The 18530-nt window shown below is 58.1% G+C and carries 16 protein-coding genes and 3 pseudogenes; 11 read left to right on the top strand and 8 right to left on the bottom strand.

The annotated features are described in order from the left end of the window. Positions 1-76 precede the first annotated feature (76 nt). Complete coding sequence (locus OH720_RS07535; RefSeq protein ID WP_272605106.1) at positions 77-946, top strand: DUF6279 family lipoprotein; 870 nt, start codon at positions 77-79, stop codon at positions 944-946. A gap of 84 nt (positions 947-1030) precedes the next feature. Here the strand turns inward: OH720_RS07535 and OH720_RS07530 are convergent, their stop codons facing one another. Continuing rightward, the gene (locus tag OH720_RS07530) at positions 1031-1420 is read right to left on the bottom strand and encodes a transcriptional regulator (RefSeq protein WP_272605105.1); all 390 of its coding nucleotides are present in this window, start codon (positions 1418-1420) and stop codon (positions 1031-1033) included. A 181-nt stretch (positions 1421-1601) separates the two neighbouring features. Here OH720_RS07530 and OH720_RS07525 point away from each other — a divergent pair, with 181 nt between their 5' ends. Both OH720_RS07525 and OH720_RS07520 read left to right on the top strand, forming a co-directional pair. Then, the gene (locus OH720_RS07525; protein WP_272605104.1) at positions 1602-2336 is read left to right on the top strand and encodes a DUF899 domain-containing protein; all 735 of its coding nucleotides are present in this window, start codon (positions 1602-1604) and stop codon (positions 2334-2336) included. A gap of 88 nt (positions 2337-2424) precedes the next feature. After that, on the top strand, positions 2425-2700 hold the full coding sequence (locus OH720_RS07520) for a hypothetical protein (RefSeq protein WP_033043015.1): 276 nt from the start codon (positions 2425-2427) through the stop codon (positions 2698-2700). Positions 2701-2794: 94 nt separating this feature from the next. Here the strand turns inward: OH720_RS07520 and OH720_RS07515 are convergent, their stop codons facing one another. After that, positions 2795-4135 (bottom strand): DEAD/DEAH box helicase, encoded by a 1341-nt coding sequence (locus tag OH720_RS07515; RefSeq protein WP_272605103.1) that lies wholly within the window; start codon positions 4133-4135, stop codon positions 2795-2797. Positions 4136-4327: 192 nt separating this feature from the next. Between OH720_RS07515 and OH720_RS07510 the strand changes: the two genes are divergently transcribed. Further along, positions 4328-5626 carry a mechanosensitive ion channel family protein gene (locus OH720_RS07510; protein WP_272605102.1) on the top strand — a complete coding sequence of 433 codons (1299 nt, stop codon included), beginning with the start codon at positions 4328-4330 and terminating at the stop codon, positions 5624-5626. Positions 5627-5763: 137 nt separating this feature from the next. Continuing rightward, positions 5764-6396, top strand: a complete 633-nt coding sequence (gene ycaC / locus OH720_RS07505; protein ID WP_008060104.1) for an isochorismate family cysteine hydrolase YcaC — start codon at positions 5764-5766, stop codon at positions 6394-6396. Positions 6397-6473: 77 nt separating this feature from the next. Here the strand turns inward: ycaC and OH720_RS07500 are convergent, their stop codons facing one another. Together OH720_RS07500 and OH720_RS07495 are read right to left on the bottom strand one after the other, a co-directional pair. Continuing rightward, positions 6474-7694: an MFS transporter gene (locus OH720_RS07500; protein WP_272605101.1), complete on the bottom strand. Its 1221-nt coding sequence runs from the start codon at positions 7692-7694 to the stop codon at positions 6474-6476. A gap of 89 nt (positions 7695-7783) precedes the next feature. Then, entirely contained in the window at positions 7784-8461 is a 678-nt protein-coding gene (locus OH720_RS07495; protein WP_272605100.1) for an RraA family protein, read from the bottom strand. Between the two features lie 229 nt (positions 8462-8690). On the opposite strand from OH720_RS07495, the gene OH720_RS07490 reads away from it, so the two are divergent. Further along, positions 8691-9668: a hydroxyacid dehydrogenase gene (locus OH720_RS07490; RefSeq protein WP_272606412.1), complete on the top strand. Its 978-nt coding sequence runs from the start codon at positions 8691-8693 to the stop codon at positions 9666-9668. An 82-nt stretch (positions 9669-9750) separates the two neighbouring features. Beyond that, positions 9751-11079 carry an MFS transporter gene (locus tag OH720_RS07485; protein WP_272605099.1) on the top strand — a complete coding sequence of 443 codons (1329 nt, stop codon included), beginning with the start codon at positions 9751-9753 and terminating at the stop codon, positions 11077-11079. A 109-nt stretch (positions 11080-11188) separates the two neighbouring features. Here OH720_RS07485 and OH720_RS07480 read toward each other — a convergent pair whose 3' ends face one another. The 3 genes from OH720_RS07480 to OH720_RS07470 form a co-directional block, all read right to left on the bottom strand. Next, complete coding sequence (locus OH720_RS07480) at positions 11189-11920, bottom strand: IclR family transcriptional regulator (RefSeq protein ID WP_272606411.1); 732 nt, start codon at positions 11918-11920, stop codon at positions 11189-11191. 192 nt (positions 11921-12112) lie between these two features. Then, positions 12113-13756, bottom strand: coding sequence for an acetolactate synthase large subunit (locus OH720_RS07475; RefSeq protein ID WP_020795415.1), 1644 nt, complete (start codon positions 13754-13756; stop codon positions 12113-12115). 170 nt (positions 13757-13926) lie between these two features. After that, the gene (locus OH720_RS07470) at positions 13927-15264 is read right to left on the bottom strand and encodes an OprD family porin (protein WP_272605098.1); all 1338 of its coding nucleotides are present in this window, start codon (positions 15262-15264) and stop codon (positions 13927-13929) included. Between the two features lie 226 nt (positions 15265-15490). Between OH720_RS07470 and OH720_RS07465 the strand changes: the two genes are divergently transcribed. The 3 genes and pseudogenes from OH720_RS07465 to OH720_RS07455 all read left to right on the top strand — a co-directional run. After that, the gene (locus OH720_RS07465) at positions 15491-16411 is read left to right on the top strand and encodes an SMP-30/gluconolactonase/LRE family protein (protein ID WP_272605097.1); all 921 of its coding nucleotides are present in this window, start codon (positions 15491-15493) and stop codon (positions 16409-16411) included. A 44-nt stretch (positions 16412-16455) separates the two neighbouring features. Next, positions 16456-17796 (top strand): MFS transporter, encoded by a 1341-nt coding sequence (locus tag OH720_RS07460; RefSeq protein WP_272605096.1) that lies wholly within the window; start codon positions 16456-16458, stop codon positions 17794-17796. 124 nt (positions 17797-17920) lie between these two features. Next, positions 17921-18073: pseudogene (locus OH720_RS07455) on the top strand (LysR family transcriptional regulator); the annotation flags it as partial. Positions 18074-18133: 60 nt separating this feature from the next. Here the strand turns inward: OH720_RS07455 and OH720_RS07450 are convergent. Continuing rightward, positions 18134-18226: pseudogene (locus tag OH720_RS07450) on the bottom strand (hypothetical protein); the annotation flags it as partial. Between the two features lie 7 nt (positions 18227-18233). On the opposite strand from OH720_RS07450, the pseudogene OH720_RS07445 reads away from it, so the two are divergent. After that, positions 18234-18467 (top strand): annotated as a pseudogene (locus OH720_RS07445) (TspO/MBR family protein); the annotation flags it as partial. Between the last annotated feature and the right edge of the window lie 63 nt (positions 18468-18530).

Raw genomic sequence — 18530 nt, 5'->3', positions numbered from 1 at the left:
GGGCTGAACTGCCGGGTTCATTGCGCGTTCAGATGAGCATCAGCTCCGCAAGCCAGGCTTTCGCAAGGATTCGCCCATGTCTCGCTGGATTAAACACATTGCCTTTGTGCTCATGTTCACCCTTGCCCTTGGCGCGTGCAGTCGCATGGGCCTGGCTTATCGCAACCTCGACGTGATCATTCCCTGGACGCTCAGCGATTACCTGGACATGAACGGCGAGCAGAAAAGCTGGCTCAACGAACGCCTGAAGGAACACCTGAGCTGGCATTGCACGACACAAATGCCGGGGTATCTCGACTGGCTGGACCGCTTGCAAACCATGATCGCGACCAATCAGGTCACCGATGCCGCACTGCAGGCGCGGACGGCGGAAGCCGAAGCCGCCATTGCCGAGACCGCCCGGGAAATCACGCCATCCGCTATCGAATTACTGCAGGGCCTGGATGACAACCAGGTCGCGGAAATGAACGAGGCTTTCGCCAAGGACCAGCGCAAGCGCCAGGAACGATATCTGAAACCGCCGCTGGAGCAGCAGATCAGGCAGCGTAGCGAGCGCATGCAGAAACGCCTGAATGAATGGCTCGGGCCACTCAGTGCCTCGCAACAACAGCGCGTCATGGCCTGGTCGAACGACTTGGGCGACCAGAATACGCAATGGATCGCCAACCGCATCCACTGGCAAAAACAATTCAGTGCCGCCGTGGCACAACGCCAGACGCCACAATTCCCACAGCGAATCGAGACGCTACTGGTCAACCGCGAGAGCCTATGGACACCGGCCTACCGCCAGGCCTTCGCCAGGACCGAAGCCCAGGCGCGGGGGCTGTTCGTGGACTTGATGGCGCAAAGTACGCCGGCTCAGCGTGAACGCTTGCTGAAAAAGATCGAGGGCGTAAGGAAGGATTTCAGTGATTTGAAATGTCTCAAATCAGCCAAACAGGATTAAAGATCAAAAGATCGCAGCCTTCGGCAGCTCCTACAGGTGTATGAGTTCCAATGTAGGAGCTGCCGAAGGCTGCGATCTTTTGATCTAGGCAATCTGCGCCTTTGAAGCCACTTCATCGAACGTCTGTTCGTCCAGCGCATCCTCCTGCTCATCCAGCACCTGCCGCGGATGCTCATCGCCCGGAATGCTGCTGTCGATCAGGCTCAACAACCTCGAACCACGCATCGTCAAAATATAATTGGAACCCGTGCCTCCCTGCTCCTCGGGCCGAGGCTCGATATAACCGCGCAGGAGCAGTAATTTTTCATACTCACCGGCCACCGCTTTCAAGTGATCCAGGTTTTCAATCTGCTCACCTTGCGCCGCTTTCTGCGCGGCGTACTGCTCGGCATAGGGCCGTGGTGTGAAGCTGCTCGCACCGTTCTGCACTTCATGCAGCAAGTGCTCAATCAAATCCCAGTTGTAAGTGGTCATCCTGATTCAACCTCCGGTGCCCGTGAGAGAGAGGGCCTTCATAGGTTGTGACACAGGCGCACGGCAGCCGTTCATCCCGCGTTCCTTTCACGCGACCGACCGGCGGTATGTCGATTTACCGGCAGGTCAAACGACTAGGCTGTGTAAGTCACCTCCCCCGCATCACGCAGGAGAAAGCCAAATGAACATTCAGAACCACCCCGTTGTGTCGCGGGAAGAATGGCTGGCCGCGCGCAAACAGCACCTGGCCCACGAAAAGGCCTTCACCAAGGAACGAGACAGGCTAAGCGCCGAGCGCCGCGCCCTGCCCTGGGTAAAAATCGACAAGGACTACCACTTCCAGGGACCCGACGGAGAACTGAAACTCGCCGACCTGTTTGGTGGCCGCAGCCAATTGGTCATTTACCATTTCATGTTCGCCGACGGCTGGGACGAAGGCTGCCCCGGTTGCTCGTTCCTGTCCGACCACATCGATGGAGCCAACCAGCATCTGGCACACCACGACGTCTCGGTGGTGGCGGTGTCCCACGCACCGTTCGCCCAATTCCAGGCGTTCAAGCGGCGCATGGGCTGGAAATTCGACTGGGTGTCGTCCGAAGGTTGCGATTTCAACTATGACTTCGGTGTAACGGCCCGCGCCGAAGACGTCGCCGCCGGAAAAGCCACCTACAACTACGAAAAAACCGACGGTTCGGAAGAAGAACTTCCCGGCCTCAGCGTGTTTTATCGCAACGAAGCCGGCGAGATTTTCCACACCTACTCCACCTTTGCCCGAGGGCTGGATCTGCTGGTGGGCACCTACAACTACCTCGACCTGATGCCCAAGGGGCGTAACGAAGACGAAATCATGGATTGGGTGCGGCATCATGACCGGTATGAGGAGAAGGCAACGACGAGTTGCTGCCATGGCGGCTAGACCCAAATCGAGGGGATGGCGGTGAACTTTTTCTGACCAAAAGCCCTCAACCGGTTAACCCGCCTTAACCGGAACTGAGGCCCGACAGATGAAAATCCTGCTGAAGCTTACCCTCGCCACCACCCTCGCCTGCGCCCTGCCCGTTTGGGCCTGCACCCCGGAGGAGGCCACCCTCAAGCGCGAGCAGCTGGCCAAGGAAGTCACCAAGCTCACCGAACAGAACCCGGCCAAGGCCAAGGAGATCAACGATGAGCTGCAGAAAATGGACCTGGGCACTGCCTCCAAAGATTTGCCGGACAAGTGCCAGTTGATTGATCAGCGGTTGAAAGAGTTGGGAACGGCAGAAAAGAAAGCCGAGAGCTGAAGATAAGATCAAAAGATCGGGCCGCGTTCGGACGATCTTTTGACGTAAAAAAACCCGGACACTGTCCGGGTTTTTATTGGGCTAGCCGAAGCGCTTATTCAGCGGCCGGCGCTTCCGGCTTGCGCCGTTTGAGCGGGGCCATGCCGTCCTTGCTGACCAGAGAGTCGCTCTTCGGGCGATTGACGCTCTTGCGCTTGGTCGGGGTCTTGGCGGCAACTTTTTTCTTGTCGCCCTTGGCGTCGGTCTTTTTCTTCTTCACGCCGACAGCCTTGCCGGAGGCCTTGACCTTTTTCGGTCCGCCGTAGGCGCCTTTGACTTCCTTGATGGTGCGGCGCTCGAAGCTCTGCTTGAGGTAGCGCTCGATGCTCGACATCAGGTTCCAGTCGCCGTGGCAGATCAGCGAGATGGCCAGGCCATCGTTGCCGGCACGACCGGTACGGCCAATGCGGTGCACGTATTCGTCGCCACTGCGCGGCATGTCGAAGTTGATCACCAGGTCCAGGCCGTCCACGTCCAGCCCGCGAGCGGCAACGTCGGTGGCCACGAGGATTTTCACCCCACCCTGCTTCAGACGGTCGATCGCCAGTTTGCGATCCTTCTGGTCCTTGTCGCCGTGCAGCACGAACGCCTTGTATTCCTGGGCCACCAGGCGGCCGTAGATACGGTCGGCCATGGCACGGGTGTTGGTGAAGACGATGGCCTTCTGGTAGGTCTCGTTGGCCAGCAACCAGTTGACGATCTGTTCTTTGTGCTGGTTGTGGTCAGCGGTGATGATTTGCTGACGGGTGGTCTCGTTCAGCTGGCTGACCGCGTTGAGCTGCAGGTGCTCAGGGTTGTTCAACACCTTGGCGACCATCTCGCGCAGGCCCGAACCACCGGTGGTGGCGGAGAACAGCATGGTCTGCTGACGGTTGGTGCACTCGTCCACCAGACGCTGAACGTCTTCGGCGAAACCCATGTCGAGCATGCGGTCGGCTTCGTCGAGCACCAGCACTTCGACTTCTTTCAAGTCGAGGTTGCCGGCGTTCAGTTGCTCGATCATCCGCCCCGGCGTACCGATCAGGATGTCCGGCACCTTGCGCAGCATGGCGGCCTGGACCTTGAAGTCTTCACCGCCGGTGATCAGGCCGGACTTGATGAAAGTGAACTGCGAGAAGCGTTCGACTTCTTTGATGGTCTGCTGGGCCAGCTCGCGGGTCGGCAACAGGATCAGGGTCTTGATGCTGACGCGGATCTTGGCCGGGCCGATCAGGCGGTTGAGGATCGGCAAAACGAATGCAGCGGTCTTGCCGCTACCGGTTTGCGCTGTCACCCGCAGGTCACGCCCTTGGAGCGCCAGCGGAATAGCCGCTGCTTGCACAGGCGTTGGCTCGACAAATTTCAGCTCGGCCACGGCTTTGAGCAGGCGTTCGTGCAAGGCGAATTCGGAAAACACGGGTGCTACCTCGAAGAAATACAAAAAAACAGCTGCATAGGGTACCGGTTTCGAGCGCGTAGGCCGAGTTTCTTTGTACAAATGGCGGTAAACAGTGGTTTTTTTATTGCCCGATTTGTCACCGACGGTAATACAAAGCGTCTTAAATGCTCTAATCGCCCCTCGTGTCCCCTAGAAGAATCTTTTTTGCCCATGGATATCAAACAGCTCTGGCTCAATGCCCAAGACCTCTGGGGTGCCCTTGACCAGCACCCGCTCGTGCATGCCAGCCTGGCATTGATGGTGTTGCTGGTCATTGCCCTGGCCCTCGGACGAGTGGCGCGCTACCTGATCCTGCACGCCAGCAAAATACTGGGCCGCCAGCCGGCGCTGCACTGGATCAACGACCTGCGTCACAACAAGGTGTTCCAACGCCTGGCACAGATCACACCGTCGCTGGTGATCCAGTTTGGCCTGCACCTGGTACCTGAGCTGAGTAAAACCGCGATGGTCTTCCTCGGTAACGTCGCGCTGGCGTTCACCATCCTGTTCCTGCTGTTGTCGATCACGGCCCTGCTCAATGCCCTCCTGGACATCTACGCCCGCACCGAACACGCCCGTACGCGCTCGATCAAGGGCTATGTGCAACTGGCGAAAATGGTGTTGTACGTGTTTGGCGCGATCGTCATCGTCGCCACCTTGATCGACCGTTCGCCGCTGTTGCTGCTGTCGGGCCTGGGCGCAATGTCGGCGGTGATCCTGTTGGTCTACAAGGACACCCTGCTGTCGTTCGTCGCCAGCGTGCAGCTGACCAGCAACGACATGCTGCGGGTCGGCGACTGGATCGAGATGCCGCAGGTCGGTGCCGATGGCGATGTAGTGGACATCACGCTGCATACGGTCAAGGTGCAGAATTTTGACAAGACCATCGTTTCGATCCCGACCTGGCGCCTGATGTCCGAGTCATTCAAGAACTGGCGCGGCATGCAGCAGTCCGGTGGCCGGCGGATCAAGCGCAGCCTGTTCATTGATGCCAGTGGCGTGCGGTTCATCCGCGATGATGAGGAGATGAAACTGGCCCAGGTGCATCTGCTGACTGACTACATCAGCCGTAAACAGGCCGAACTCAAGGCCTGGAACGAAGCCCAGGGCAATGTCGCGGCGATGTCGGCCAACCGCCGGCGCATGACCAATATCGGCACCTTTCGCGCCTATGCGCTGGCCTATCTCAAGAGCCATCCAGAGATTCAACCGAACATGACGTGCATGGTCCGGCAAATGCAAACAACCGCCCAAGGTATTCCGCTGGAAATCTACTGCTTCACCCGCACCACGGCGTGGGCCGATTACGAGCGGATCCAGGGGGATATTTTCGATTACTTGCTCGCGGTATTGCCGGAGTTTGGCTTGAGCTTGTATCAGCAGCCGAGCGGTGGGGATTTGCGGGCTGGCTTGTTGCCGGCGGTGCTGGGTGCGAGCCACATTCCGGAATCCGAAAAGCACATCATGTAACAGCGCAGACCCAATCCAGATTGTCTCATCCAGGTTGACAGTTAAACGCTTTTCACCCGCTTTTTCTGCCTCATCGCAAACTCTAATCTGTACTCATGTTGAACGACGCCACTCACCCACCTCGAAAGGATTTCATCATGAGCAACGCTACCTACAACCGCCTGAACAAAGACGACGCCGTAGTTTTGTTGATTGACCACCAGACTGGCCTGATTTCCCTGGTTCAAGACTTTTCGCCCAACGAATTCAAGAACAACGTACTGGCCCTGGCCGACGTGGCAACGTTCTTCGAGCTGCCAACCATCCTCACCACCAGCTTTGAACAAGGCCCCAACGGCCCACTGGTACCCGAACTCAAAGAGATGTTCCCGGACGCGCCTTACATCGCCCGACCTGGCCAGATCAACGCCTGGGACAACGAAGACTTCGTCAAGGCCATCAAGGCGACCGGTCGCAAGCAATTGATCATCGCCGGTGTGGTGACTGACGTCTGCGTGACCTTCCCGACATTGTCCGCCCTCGCCGAAGGCTTTGAAGTGTTCGTGGTTACGGATTCTTCCGGCACCTTCAACACCACCGTACAACAGGCTGCCTGGAACCGTATGACCCAGGCAGGGGCGCAAATGATGAACTGGTTCTCGGTCGCTTGCGAATTGCAGGGCGACTGGCGCAACGACATCGAAGGCCTGGGCAACCTGCTGTCCCAGCGCATCCCGAACTACCGCAACCTGATGAACAGCTACTCGGCAATGGCAGCGCGCCAGGCATGACCGGGCATTGAGTTCAGGAGACGCATACAACAAAAGGGCCCTCGAAGGGCCCTTTTGTATTTAAAGCTGCCAGGACTTCAATGCTTCAGCCTGCGCCCGCCGATGCTCGCGATCAGGTAAAGGAGCAAGATACCTCCCGCAATGCCCAAGGTCGCTGGCGCGCCATACGTGGCCGCGACCAACCCTGCCAGCATCCCGCCTACCGCTTCAAAGCCAAAGCGCATGGCGATGTAAAACGCAATGACACGACCGCGCATCGCGCCCGGAGCGCCGCTTTGCAACTGCATGTTTGTGCTCACGTTGCTCAGGGTGATGCCGAAGCCCAGCAGCACCAATGCAAACAATGCCAACGGCAAGTCCGCGGCGATGAACACGCCCAACAGCGCAAAGCCGCAGACAAGCGCACCGCCATCGGTGAAATAGCGCAAACGCGAGAGCGATCCACTGAAGGCCAAAATCAAGGTAGCCACGAATGCCCCGGCCCCGGCGGCGCCCCATAACCAGCCAAGGATCCTGGCATCACCGGCATACACCGTCTTGGCGAGAATCGGCAAAAGCGCTGCGTAGCAGGAAGCCAGCAAGTTCACCATGATCACGCTGATCATCAACTGCCGAACGCTCACCGTGTGCCAGAGGTACGCCAACCCTTCGCGAAAAACCTGTGAAGTCGAGCCGGTCGCTTTTGGCGATGCCGTCGCCTTGACCTTGAGCAACCCCGCCATAAGACCCAGGTAGGCAAATGCGGTAAGGAGGAAGCAGCCCGCTTCGTTGGTGACAGCGATCAGTGTGCCTGCCAGGGGTGGGCCGATGAACCGCGCGGCATTGATCAACATTGCGTTGAGCACCAAGGCATTGGGCAAGTCCGCGGGGTCGTCGACAAAGCTGCCGATAAGCGCCTGGCGCAACGGTGTCTCCAGGGCATTGAGCAGCCCCAGCAGGAGCGCCATCCCGGCAATGGACGCCCCATCGATCCAGCCGAACTGGGTGATGACCGCCAGTGTGAGCGACTGCAAGACCAGCACCACTTGCACACCGATCAGCAACCGGCGTTTGTCATGACGATCGATCCAGGCACCCGCGAGCGGGCCGATCAGAAGCTGTGGCGCCAGGGAGAGAAAGGTGATGAGACCCAGCAGAACGGCTGAGCCGGTCAAGTGATAGGCCAGCCAGGCCAACGCCACCTGTTGAACCCATTTGCCCAGGGTAGAGATGCCCTGGCCGACGAAATATATCTGGAAGTTTCTATTGGCGAGTGCCCGAACGGGTGCAGGCCAATGCGTAGTGCGTGGATTGGACAAGAATGAGGTTCCTTAAAAGGCTACGCCATTGCTGACCGATCCATTGTCTACCGCGCACCCTAAGCATTTGATGCGCGGTAGCCGGTGGATCAGAGCGGCAGCAGGCAGCCTTTCTTCTTCAAAGATTCCAACACCCAGGTACGATCGTTGTTGCCTTGGGCGATGAGTTCCATCTGTTTTTGCTCGGCCGCATATTTGGCCGTCGCACGATCATGGACTTCGGCGACATGGTCAAAGGGTACGCACAGCAAGCCATCCTCATCGCCAATGACCAGATCGCCCGGCTCAATAACCATACCATCAACGGCGATCGGCACGTTGATCTCACCAGGCCCGTCCTTGTAGGGGCCGCGGTGCGACACACCGGCGGCAAACAGCGGGAAATCACCGGCGCCGATGTTGGCGGCATCGCGTATGGCGCCATTGATGACGATCCCGGCCACACCGCGCTTCACGGCGTAGGCGACCATCATCTCGCCGATCAGCGCGTTGGTCAGGTCACCGCCCGCGTCCACGACAATGACGTCGCCAGGCTCGGCGATGTCGATCGCGTAGTGCAGCATCAGGTTGTCACCCGGACGAGCCTTGACCGTCACTGCCGGACCAACGAGCACACCTTCACGGTGCATGGGCCGCAGGCGAGCGCCCCCTGCCGTCATGCGGTTCATGGAGTCGCTGACGTTGGCTACCGGCAACTCTCGATAACGTGCAACCCACTCCGCGCTGACTTTGCGTGCGCGACCCAGCACCTGAAATCCAATGCTCATGTGACATACCTCTGTTTGGTTTTATTCGATCACATCGATCGTCCTCGATGTCTATTTTTAGAATTGCATTTCATTTATCGCGATGCAATGGCGATTTTTCGCAGGCTATTGCAATCCGACGAGCGTAAAAATCGATCTATTGCAACGCCGTTTCATTATGGTAGGGTTAGCCATCGCAACCGCTGCAGCGGCCAGCGCTTATCTCAACGATAAAAACAAGGTATCGAAGATGTCCCTTACCATTGTGCTAACCGGCCCTGAACTTGCCGCAGATGCCATGAAACTCGCCGCCGCAGAAGGCGTGAGAATCATCCCAACGACCCCCTACCTGCCCGCGGAGCAACTGGAAGCCATCATTCGTGCGGAACAACCCGACGCCATCATCGTTCGCCAGGGTCAGTTGACCGGGTCAATGATCAAGGCCTCGAAGAAACTCAAGGCAATCGCCAAGCATGGGGTTGGCTACAACACCATCGACATCGAGGCCGCCGCCGCGTGTGGCGTTCCGGTGAGCATTGCCGTGGGTGCAAATGCCCAGTCCGTCGCGGAGCACGCCTTTGCCTTGATGTTCAGTGTTGCGAGACAGACCGCACTGCTGGATGCGCGCATGCGCGACGGTCATTGGGACAAGTCCGAGGCGAACGGCATTGAATTGTTCGGCAAGACGCTTGGCCTGGTGGGCCTGGGTTCGATCGGCAGCATCCTGATGGACCTGGTCGCCCCACTGCGGATGAAAGTGAAGGTCTACGACCCCTATCTCCAGCAGTTACCGGAGCGCGAACATGTCGAGCGCGAAGTTGACTTCTCTCGTCTACTGAGCGAAAGCGATATCATTAGCCTGCATTGCCCGCTGACCGAGGCCAATCACAACCTCATCGGCGCTGCACAACTGGAATGCATGCGCCCGGGAAGCATCCTGATCAATACAGCGCGTGGCGAGCTTGTCGATACCCAGGCGCTGGTAGAGGCACTGAGCGAACGGAAAATTGCCGGCGCCGGACTGGATACATTCAATCCCGAGCCGCCACCCGCCGACAGCCCGCTTTGGGGCCTGCCGACGCTCGTGGCGACGCCTCATGTCGGCGCCAACACCTCTGAGGCACGTGATCGCGTAGGGGTCGTGGCGTTGCGCCAGATCCTCGATGTCTGGGCGAACAGGCCGCTGGACCCGCGTTGCGTGGTCAACCGACACCTGCTCGACAGCTGATTGAATGCGTCCGCGCGCTCCGTTACCCAAGGGAGCGCCCTCTAAACGCGACACTCCAGAAAAAAAACAATTGGAGAGCCTCATGACTTCACCCACTTCCACCGTAAGCGAACTTGAACGCGGCACGATGCACCGAGTCGCCTGGCGTTTACTGCCTTTCCTCATCCTGTGCTATCTGATCGCGATCATTGACCGGGGCAACATCGGCATGGCCTCGCTGCAGATGAACGCAGACCTGGGCCTGACCGCGAAGGTCTTCGGCTTTGCCAGCAGCCTGTTTTTCTTTGCCTACTTCCTTGTAGAAGTGCCCAGCAACCTGGCCATGCAAAAGTTTGGTGCGCGGATCTGGATCGCCAGGATCATGATCACCTGGGGCATCATTTCGGCGGGAACCGCCTTCGTCCAGGGGGCTAACTCCCTGTACGTGATGCGCTTCCTGCTGGGGGCTGCCGAGGCCGGTTTCTTCCCGGGCGTGCTCTTGTACCTCACCTACTGGCTACCTTCGGCCTATCGTGCCCGCATGGTCGCCATCTTCATGGTCGCCATCCCCGCCGCCAACTTCATTGGCTCGCCTTTGTCCGGGCTGCTGCTCAGCCTCGATGGCTGGATGGGCATGCGCGGCTGGCACTGGCTGTTCATCATCGAAGGTATTCCGGCAGTCCTCCTGGGCATTGCCTGCCTGTTTGTGCTCACCGATCGCCCAGAGCATGCCAAGTGGCTCAGCGATGAACAGCGCAACTGGTTGACCCAGCGCTTGGCCGAGGAAGCCTCGAAGAAAACCGCCATCGGCCATATCTCGTTGTGGAAACTGCTGCGGCACAAGGATATCTGGGTACTCGCCCTCATCTATTCGGGAGCATCCGCTGCCGGCAGCACCATGAGCGTCTGGGCCCCTCAGTTGCTCAAGACCTTTGGCCTGACCTCCATGGAGATTGGCCTGGTCAATGCCATTCCCTACGGCGTCGCTTCGGTGTTGATGATTCTGTGGGGCCGCAGTTCCGATCGCACCGGTGAACGTCGCTGGCATACGGCAATGACCTTGCTGCTCATTGCTGCCGGTCTGCTCATGACCCTGTTCACCTCATCGCTGCCTGCCACGATCGTGATGCTGACCATGGTCCTGGTCGGGGCGTATTCGATGAAGGGGCCGTTCTGGGCGCTGGTGTCTGGCTGGCTGTCTTCTTCCACTGCCGCAGCAGGATTGGCAGCGGTTGGCGCCATGGCCAACCTGATCGGTGGAGGCCTGATGGTGAATGCGTACGGCGCCATCCACGATGCAACCGGCAGCTATGCACTGGCATTGATGCCGCTGGCAGCACTCTGCACGGTTGCCGGGCTGATGGTTCTGGTCATCGGTCGTAAACGCCAGCTTGAACAAGCGGCTCTTGTCGAGACAGTCAGCGCCAAGTAGACACTGCCTCACTCAACGCTCGATGCCCATTTTCCCTTGGTGGAACATGGGCATCGTCGTTTTGACACTACAGAAAGAGAGGGATCTGTTGTGTGGTGACAACCCGGTATCACTTTACGGCTTCCAGCTCGCTGCTGGCGGGCGTACTGTCCGCGGGCTTGAAGCCCAGGCTTCGCATCAGGTCACGCGCGGTATCGAAAAAGATGGCCCTGATGCTGTCGGCGGCCTCTTCAGTCAATCGGCTTGCAGGCCCGGAAATGACCAGTGCCCCCATCAACTCTTGCTGTGCGCCATAGATAGGCAGGGCCATCGAGGCCGCGTGAGGATCCGTTGCACCGCGCGAGTAATAAGGTTTTGCCAGTGCGATGCCTACCTGGAAAGGTGCACGCAGCGCCTGGGCACCGGCCGCTTCGTCCATCGGACGCATATCGCCCGGCTGCAGGTTGAGCCGCAGGCTGTGGAAGGAATTCACCCGGTACTGGCACATCCGGTACGCGCCATGGCGAACGTAGAACGATGCGGTTTCGCCGGACTGTTCGCAAAGGTACTGCAGCCTGGGCATCACATGCCGCTCAAGATCCAGGGCCTCCTGGTAAACAGCATTGAGCCTCATGACCTCACTGGCCAATTGATAGCGGCCATCGGCCATCCGATTGATCAGGCCATGATTCTCCAGGGAGACCATCAAGCGCATGACCGTGCTTTTGATCAGCCCGGTTCGCTCAACCAATTCCACCAGGCTCAACGCCGTATCGCCGACTCGAAAAGCCGTGAGCACGGTCAAGACCCGGTCAGCCGAAGCCACACCATTAACCGCTGGACGCGGCCGCGCATTCGCCATCAGAAAAACCTCACCTGTTGAGCCCGTTAACAAATCATTGCAAGGGCCGGAACATCGATTATCCGACAAGGACGATATCCCCGCCATCCTCGTGGTCACTCAACTCGCTGCACGCAGCGCCTGAGAAGCAAAAAAAACCAGTGAGGTGCTGTATCGCACCACACTGGCAGGGGTAAAAAACCTGGCTCCAGATCAAATGGCAGCGCTACGCTGGCGCAACTCCATGTTCAGGATGCGGTCGTTTTCGCTGTAATCGACAGGACAGTCGATCACATGCACACCGGGTGTCTTCACGCAGTGCTCCAGCAGCGGCAGGAAACCCTCGGCGCTCTCCACGCGGTGGCCATTGGCGCCATAGGCCTCGGCGTACTTCACGAAGTCGGGGTTACCGTAATCCAGGCCGAAGTCGGTGAAGCCCATATTGGCCTGCTTCCAGCGAATCATGCCGTAACCGTCGTCCCGCAGGATCACCACGGTCAAATTCATGTTCAGGCGAACCGCTGTCTCCAACTCCTGGCTGTTCATCATGAAGCCGCCGTCCCCACACACGGAGATCACCGGACGATCCGGATACACCAGATGCGCAGCCATGGCAGAAGGCAGCCCCGCCCCCATGGTCGCCAGCGCGTTGTCCAGCAACACGGTGTTGGGCTTGTGCGCCTTGTAGTTGCGAGCAAACCAGATTTTGTAGATGCCATTGTCCAGGGCCACGATGCCCTCGGACGGCAACACGCGACGAATGTCGGCAACCAGACGCTGTGGGTAGACCGGGAACCTGTTGTCGTCTGCCCCTTCAATGATCTGGGCTTCGTTCGCATCACGAATCGCCATCAGCCGTGTGAAATCCCAATGGCTGGTATCGTTCAGTGCTTCGCCGATCTGCCAGACGGCGTTGGCGATATCACCGATCACTTCAATCTGCGGGAAATACACGGCATCGACTTCAGCGGAGCGGAAGTTGATGTGGATGACTTCGGTGCCGCCACGCACCATGAAGAACGGCGGCTTCTCGATCACATCGTGGCCGATGTTGACAATCAGGTCGGCAGCCTCGACGGCGCGGTGCACGAAATCTCCCGACGACAGCGCGGCATTGCCGAGGAAACGCGGGTGGCGCTCATCAACCACGCCCTTGCCCATCTGGGTGGTGATAAAGGGAATGCCGGTATCGTCGATCAGTTGCTTCAACACCTTGGCGGTCATCTTGCGGTTGGCACCCGCGCCAATCACCAGGATTGGACTGCGGGCGTTCTGCAACTTCTCGACTGCGGCCTCCACAGCCTTGTGCTCGGCCAATGGCCGGCGGTGCAGGCTCCGGGGCATCGGCATGCTATCGGTTTGCTCGGCGGCGATATCTTCCGGCAGTTCCAGGTGGACGGCTCCGGGCTTCTCTTCCTCAGCGAGACGAAACGCTTCACGCATGCGCGCCGGGATGTTGTCTGCCGAGGCGAACTGGTGGGTGTACTTGGTGATCGGTGCCATCATGCCGCAGACGTCAATGATCTGAAAACGGCCTTGCTTGGACTTCTTGATCGGCTTCTGGCCGGTAATCATCATCATGGGCATGCCGCCCAGATAGGCGTACGCGCTGGCCGTCACCAAGTTCGTTGCACCCGGGCCCAGGGTCGACAGGCTGACGCCGGTCTTGCCCGTGAGGCGGCCGTAGGTGGCGGCCATGAAACCGGCGGATTGCTCGTGACGCGTCAGTACCAGCTTGATTGTCGACTTGCGCAGGGATTCAAGCAGGTCGAGGTTTTCCTCGCCGGGGATGCCGAATACATACTCGACACCTTCACTTTCCAGGCATTGCACAACCACATCGGCAGCTTTGGCCATTTTCTTGTCTCACCTACGCTCGGCGGAAATCCGGTAATTTTTGAATGGGTATGCGCTCAACTCCATGGACCCCTTTGAATCGGTGTACCAGTTCATGAATCAAGACGGGGCGCGGCACATACAGTGCCTTTACAAAAAACAAAATGCAACGCCATTCTATTTTTAACAAACTAGAACAGCGGCAATGTGTAATTGACGATCAGACGGTTCTGATCACCGTTGCGCGTCGCCTCGCTGCGCGACATTCCATTGCGCCAAGTGAAGCCCATATTCTTGAAGGTGCCACTCTGGATAACGTAATCCAGAGACAGGTCGCGCTCCCACTCCGACTGCTCCATGCCACTCGATGTCTGGATGTGATCACCCTTGAGGTACATCACGGTAGCCTTGAGCCCAGGTACGCCAAGCGCGGTGAAGTCATAGGCGTATTGCGCAAACCCTGTCCGCTCACCCGCACGGGTAAAGTTAAGCAGCATTTTGTCGGTCAATAGATAAAGACTGCTACCACCGGCCCCCTTATCGATCGAGCCCTGGTTGATCTGCACAAAGTTGCTGTCATCGGATACGTCTTGATAACCCAGGGTCAGCGCATGCCCGCCCAAGCGATAGGTGAAGGCAGCGCTCCACAGGCTATTGTCGATTTCACCGTCACCACCCGAGGTGTATCCGCTGGCCACGTACCCCTGACTACGACCGGAGGCGGTGCCATTGGCGCCGTCGGAACGGGTTCTGAAATACCTGAGGTCGCTGGTTAAAGAGCCGTTATCGCCAAGATCCCAGTTGTGGTTGAGCCCGGCGAAATGTTGCGTGTAGTAATCCTCCAGCTGCCCCCCGTAGTACTGAAGCAACAAGGAGCGGCTGACGCGGTAGTCGATGCCACCAAAGTAAAAACGGTAACTTTCCTGGGTTCCGCCGTTTACCGCCAAGCCCGTGCGATCGGTCGATGCTCGCCCCTTCGCACGGTTCAGCGCCCCACCTGTGAACGTGAAATCATCCAGGTCCTTCGATTGCAGCTGCACGCCCTGGAACGTCTGCGGCAGCAATCGACCATCCGACGCTACCAGCACCGGAATCTTTGGCATTAATTGACCGTATCGCAGCTCGGTCTGGCTCAGCCTTGCCTTTGCCGTAGCGCCGAAGCTACTCCACTCACTGGCCGCACTGTCGCCATCGGAAGGGATCATCGTGCTACCGAGGTGCCGGCCTCTTCCGCTGTCCAGCGTGACACCAAGCATACCCATGGCATCGACACCGACGCCTATAGGCCCGGATGTGTACCCCGAGCGGTAATCGAGGATGAAACCCTGGGCCCACTCCTCGGTTTTTGAAGGGTTGGCCGCACCGTCACGGTTGTCGCTGTTGAAGTACAAGTTGCGCATCGACAGATCGGAATGGCTGTCCTTCAGGAAATCAGCCTGGGCAACGGTGCCTGCAAGCCCACAGCCAACGGCTGTGGCAATGCGATACACGGAAGACAGGCGGGGGGTGTGCCATGGAAAGTTGAACATGCAAAGGACTCCGATTTTATTATTTTTGAAACGCCGTTCTTTTTATAGATACTCAGAAAACACGACATCCCGTCAAGCCCCCGCCGCCACCCACGAAGATCGCGACTTACCGGCCGAAAATAGAGTCGCCTTTCGTCGCTCAATGATTTATTTTGAAATGGCATTGCATTAAAACAACAAAAACAATTTTCGGGCAAAAATGCCCGACTCCCAGCCAGGAGCAGACATGAGCTTTTTTGCCGCCCCGCCGACCATTGAGACGACCGTCTTTACCCGCCTGCCGGATCATTTCCGTAATGCTCGACCCACGGCCTGGGCGAATGCCAACCGCCAGGGGCGTGCAATCGACTCTTTTTTGGAAGGCCCCTCGTTTGATCGCCAAGGCCGTCTCTACGTGACGGACATCCCGAATGGACGGATTTTCAGGATCTCGCCTCAAGGCGAATGGGAACTGGTGTGTACCTATGACGGCTGGCCGAACGGCCTGAAGATTCACCAGGACGGGCGAATCTTCATCACGGACTACAAGCGGGGAATCATGGTGCTCGATCCGGAAAGTGGCGATATCCAGCCATTTCTGGAATCAGCAGGCTCCGAGGGGTTCAAGGGCGTGAACGACCTCGTCTTCGCGCCCAACGGCGACCTGTACTTCACCGACCAGGGCCAGACCGGCCTGCAGGATGCCAGTGGCCGTGTGTACAAGCTCGATACCAACGGCACCCTAACCTGCCTGCTCAGCACTGTTCCCAGCCCCAACGGGATCGTCTTCGACCCCAGGCTCAATCACCTCCTTGTCGCCGTCACCCGTGCCCAGCAGATCTGGCGAATCCCGCTGGGCAACGGCTCGATCACAAGCAAAGTCGGAGTGTTCGCGCAGCTGCACGGCGGCCTCGGTGGCCCCGATGGTCTAGCCATCGATGCAGATAGCAATCTCTACATTGCCCATACCGGTTTCGGCTCGGTCTGGAAGCTCTCGAAAGTCGCAGAACCCCTGCAGCGCATTGTCTCCTGCGCCGGCATCAGCAATACCAACCTGGCGTTCGGCGGCGAGGATGGCCGGACACTGTTCATCACCGAGTCCGAGACAGGAAGCATTCTTCAGGTACGCACCTCGACACCGGGATCAGCGATGTACTCCCACAGCTGAAACCAAAGTGCAGCTCACACAACAACTACAAAAGAAGTGACGACATGACCAACGAAAACACGACAGGCCTGGCGCCCATCAGCGAAGCCGAGGGCGAACGCTTGATGCGCCGCATACTGTGGCGAATCATTCCTTTCATCTTTCTTTGCTATGTAATCAGCTATCTCGATCGAACAAACGTCGGTTTTGCTGCCATCAGCATGAACCAGGATTTGGGGCTCACTGCGACGATGTTTGGTTGGGCCGCGGGTTTGTTCTTCTTTGGGTATTTCATGTTCGAAATTCCCAGCAATCTCCTGATGCAACGTTTTGGCGCTCGAGTCTGGATAGCCCGGATCATGATCACCTGGGGACTCATCTCCATGGCCACGGCTTTCGCCACCGGCCCGATCAGTTTCAGCATCGCGCGCTTCCTGCTCGGGCTAGCCGAAGCCGGATTCACGCCTGGCGTGTACTTGTACTTCACCTACTGGTTCCCGGGTAAATGGCGAGCCAAGGCGACCGCCGCTTTCCTGCTCGGAATACCGGTCGCCAACATTGTCGGTTCGCCTCTATCGGGCTGGCTGCTCGAATTGCATGGGGTGATGGGCCTGAAAAACTGGCAGCTGCTGCTGGTGACCGAAGCGATGCCCGCAGTGGTCCTCGGCATCGCTTGCCTGTTCCTGCTCGTCGACTCCCCGGCAAAGGCCAAGTGGCTGTCCGCTCGGGAAAAAGCATGGCTGAGCAATCGCTTGTCTCAAGAACAAAAGGACATCAGTGCTTCCCACGGCAATACCCTGCGCGCAGCATTGACGAATCCAAAGGTCTTCACGCTTGCAGCGGTCAATTTCTGCTGCATCGTAGGCTCAATTGGTATAGGCATCTGGCTCCCGCAAATCATCAAGAGCCTCGGCATCGCCAGCGGCATGGTGAGCCTGGTCGTGGCCCTCCCCTATCTGCTCGGTGCGATTGCCATGACCCTGTGGGCTCGCCTGGCCAATCGCAGCAGTCAACGCTTGCCTTATGTGGTGGGCGCTTTGGCAATGGCTGCCGCGGGGCTTGTCGCGGCGGCATTGATCGAGCATCCGGTCTTGAAGATTGCCTGCCTCTGCTTAACCGTCGCGAGCATCCTGTCCTTCCAGGCGACGTTCTGGGCAATCCCGTCAACCTTCCTCACGGGGCGCGCCGCTGCGGGTGGCCTTGCAATGATTGTCTCGATCGGCAACCTCGGCGGATTTACCGGCCCCTTCATGATTGGCCTGATCAAGGATGCCACCCATAGCTACTCGATGCCTTTCTTCGCAGTGGCGGCAATACTTTTGGTGGGGACATGCCTGATGGTTTGGCTGGGAGATCCCGCTCGACAAAAACCGGAGAATCATCGGGTGGCCGCCAGCACTGCCTGATGGTTGGCAGTAAGCCCATCAAATTCAATCTCGTGGCCACCCTTCAGGTGGCCTTTTTGATGTTCGAGAGTGAAGCGTCAAACATCGAGGCCTATCAAACTCCTTCGTGCATGTTGCGCCCCTCATCGAGGCTGTACAACTGCACTCAGTTAGCATGGCTGTCTGTGAGCAGATGCTGATACATGTCCAGGCTCAGTTTCTTCTGTGCCACCTCCACCCCAATGTTCCACCCTTGCTGGCCCCCGATTATTTCATCGGCAAGAAGGTAGGCGAGGACGACATCTCCCGAAGAATTTTGGGCCAGATTGTGAGGCGGTTGATTACGCTTTGGATGATGCTCTGCCTGAGAACTCCTTGCGGCGCGTTCGGCCACATGCCGTAAAGAGTCGAAATTGATATTGGCACCGGAGTCGATGGCGATCAGTGTCTGATCCCGTAGTCAGGTAGTGCTGGCTTTACGGGCTGCGCAGATTGCGCTTAATACCCTATGGACACCGCTGTTTTTCGGCGCGCAACGCATACTCGCCAGCATGCTGATCCTGACGCTGCTCTGGCTGGTGGTCGCGGTAATGGTGGTGATGGCTTTGCGGCTTGACGTGATCACCGGCTTGATCCTGTTTCCTTACCTTGCGTGGCTTTGTTTAGCAGGTGCGTTGAATTTTTCCATTTAGAGTAATAACCGCTGAATTGATCTCAGAAAGCAACGTTACCACGCGAAAAGCGCGTGACGGGCC

It is taken from the genome of Pseudomonas sp. WJP1, assembly GCF_028471945.1.
GTDB lineage: Bacteria > Pseudomonadota > Gammaproteobacteria > Pseudomonadales > Pseudomonadaceae > Aquipseudomonas.
Note: the sequence above shows the minus strand (reverse complement) of the source record. Positions and strands in the feature narration are given on the sequence as shown.

Bases quoted from the DNA above. Each gene is read 5' to 3' on its own strand.
- OH720_RS07475 (WP_020795415.1), bottom strand. From the start codon at position 13,756: ATGGCCAAAGCTGCCGATGTGGTTGTGCAATGCCTGGAAAGTGAAGGT.
- OH720_RS07525 (WP_272605104.1), top strand. From the start codon at position 1,602: ATGAACATTCAGAACCACCCCGTTGTGTCGCGGGAAGAATGGCTGGCC.
- OH720_RS07485 (WP_272605099.1), top strand. From the start codon at position 9,751: ATGACTTCACCCACTTCCACCGTAAGCGAACTTGAACGCGGCACGATG.
- ycaC (WP_008060104.1), top strand. From the start codon at position 5,764: ATGAGCAACGCTACCTACAACCGCCTGAACAAAGACGACGCCGTAGTT.
- OH720_RS07470 (WP_272605098.1), bottom strand. From the start codon at position 15,264: ATGTTCAACTTTCCATGGCACACCCCCCGCCTGTCTTCCGTGTATCGC.
- OH720_RS07480 (WP_272606411.1), bottom strand. From the start codon at position 11,920: ATGGCGAATGCGCGGCCGCGTCCAGCGGTTAATGGTGTGGCTTCGGCT.
- OH720_RS07510 (WP_272605102.1), top strand. From the start codon at position 4,328: ATGGATATCAAACAGCTCTGGCTCAATGCCCAAGACCTCTGGGGTGCC.
- OH720_RS07495 (WP_272605100.1), bottom strand. From the start codon at position 8,461: ATGAGCATTGGATTTCAGGTGCTGGGTCGCGCACGCAAAGTCAGCGCG.
- OH720_RS07460 (WP_272605096.1), top strand. From the start codon at position 16,456: ATGACCAACGAAAACACGACAGGCCTGGCGCCCATCAGCGAAGCCGAG.
- OH720_RS07535 (WP_272605106.1), top strand. From the start codon at position 77: ATGTCTCGCTGGATTAAACACATTGCCTTTGTGCTCATGTTCACCCTT.
- OH720_RS07490 (WP_272606412.1), top strand. From the start codon at position 8,691: ATGTCCCTTACCATTGTGCTAACCGGCCCTGAACTTGCCGCAGATGCC.
- OH720_RS07520 (WP_033043015.1), top strand. From the start codon at position 2,425: ATGAAAATCCTGCTGAAGCTTACCCTCGCCACCACCCTCGCCTGCGCC.
- OH720_RS07465 (WP_272605097.1), top strand. From the start codon at position 15,491: ATGAGCTTTTTTGCCGCCCCGCCGACCATTGAGACGACCGTCTTTACC.
- OH720_RS07530 (WP_272605105.1), bottom strand. From the start codon at position 1,420: ATGACCACTTACAACTGGGATTTGATTGAGCACTTGCTGCATGAAGTG.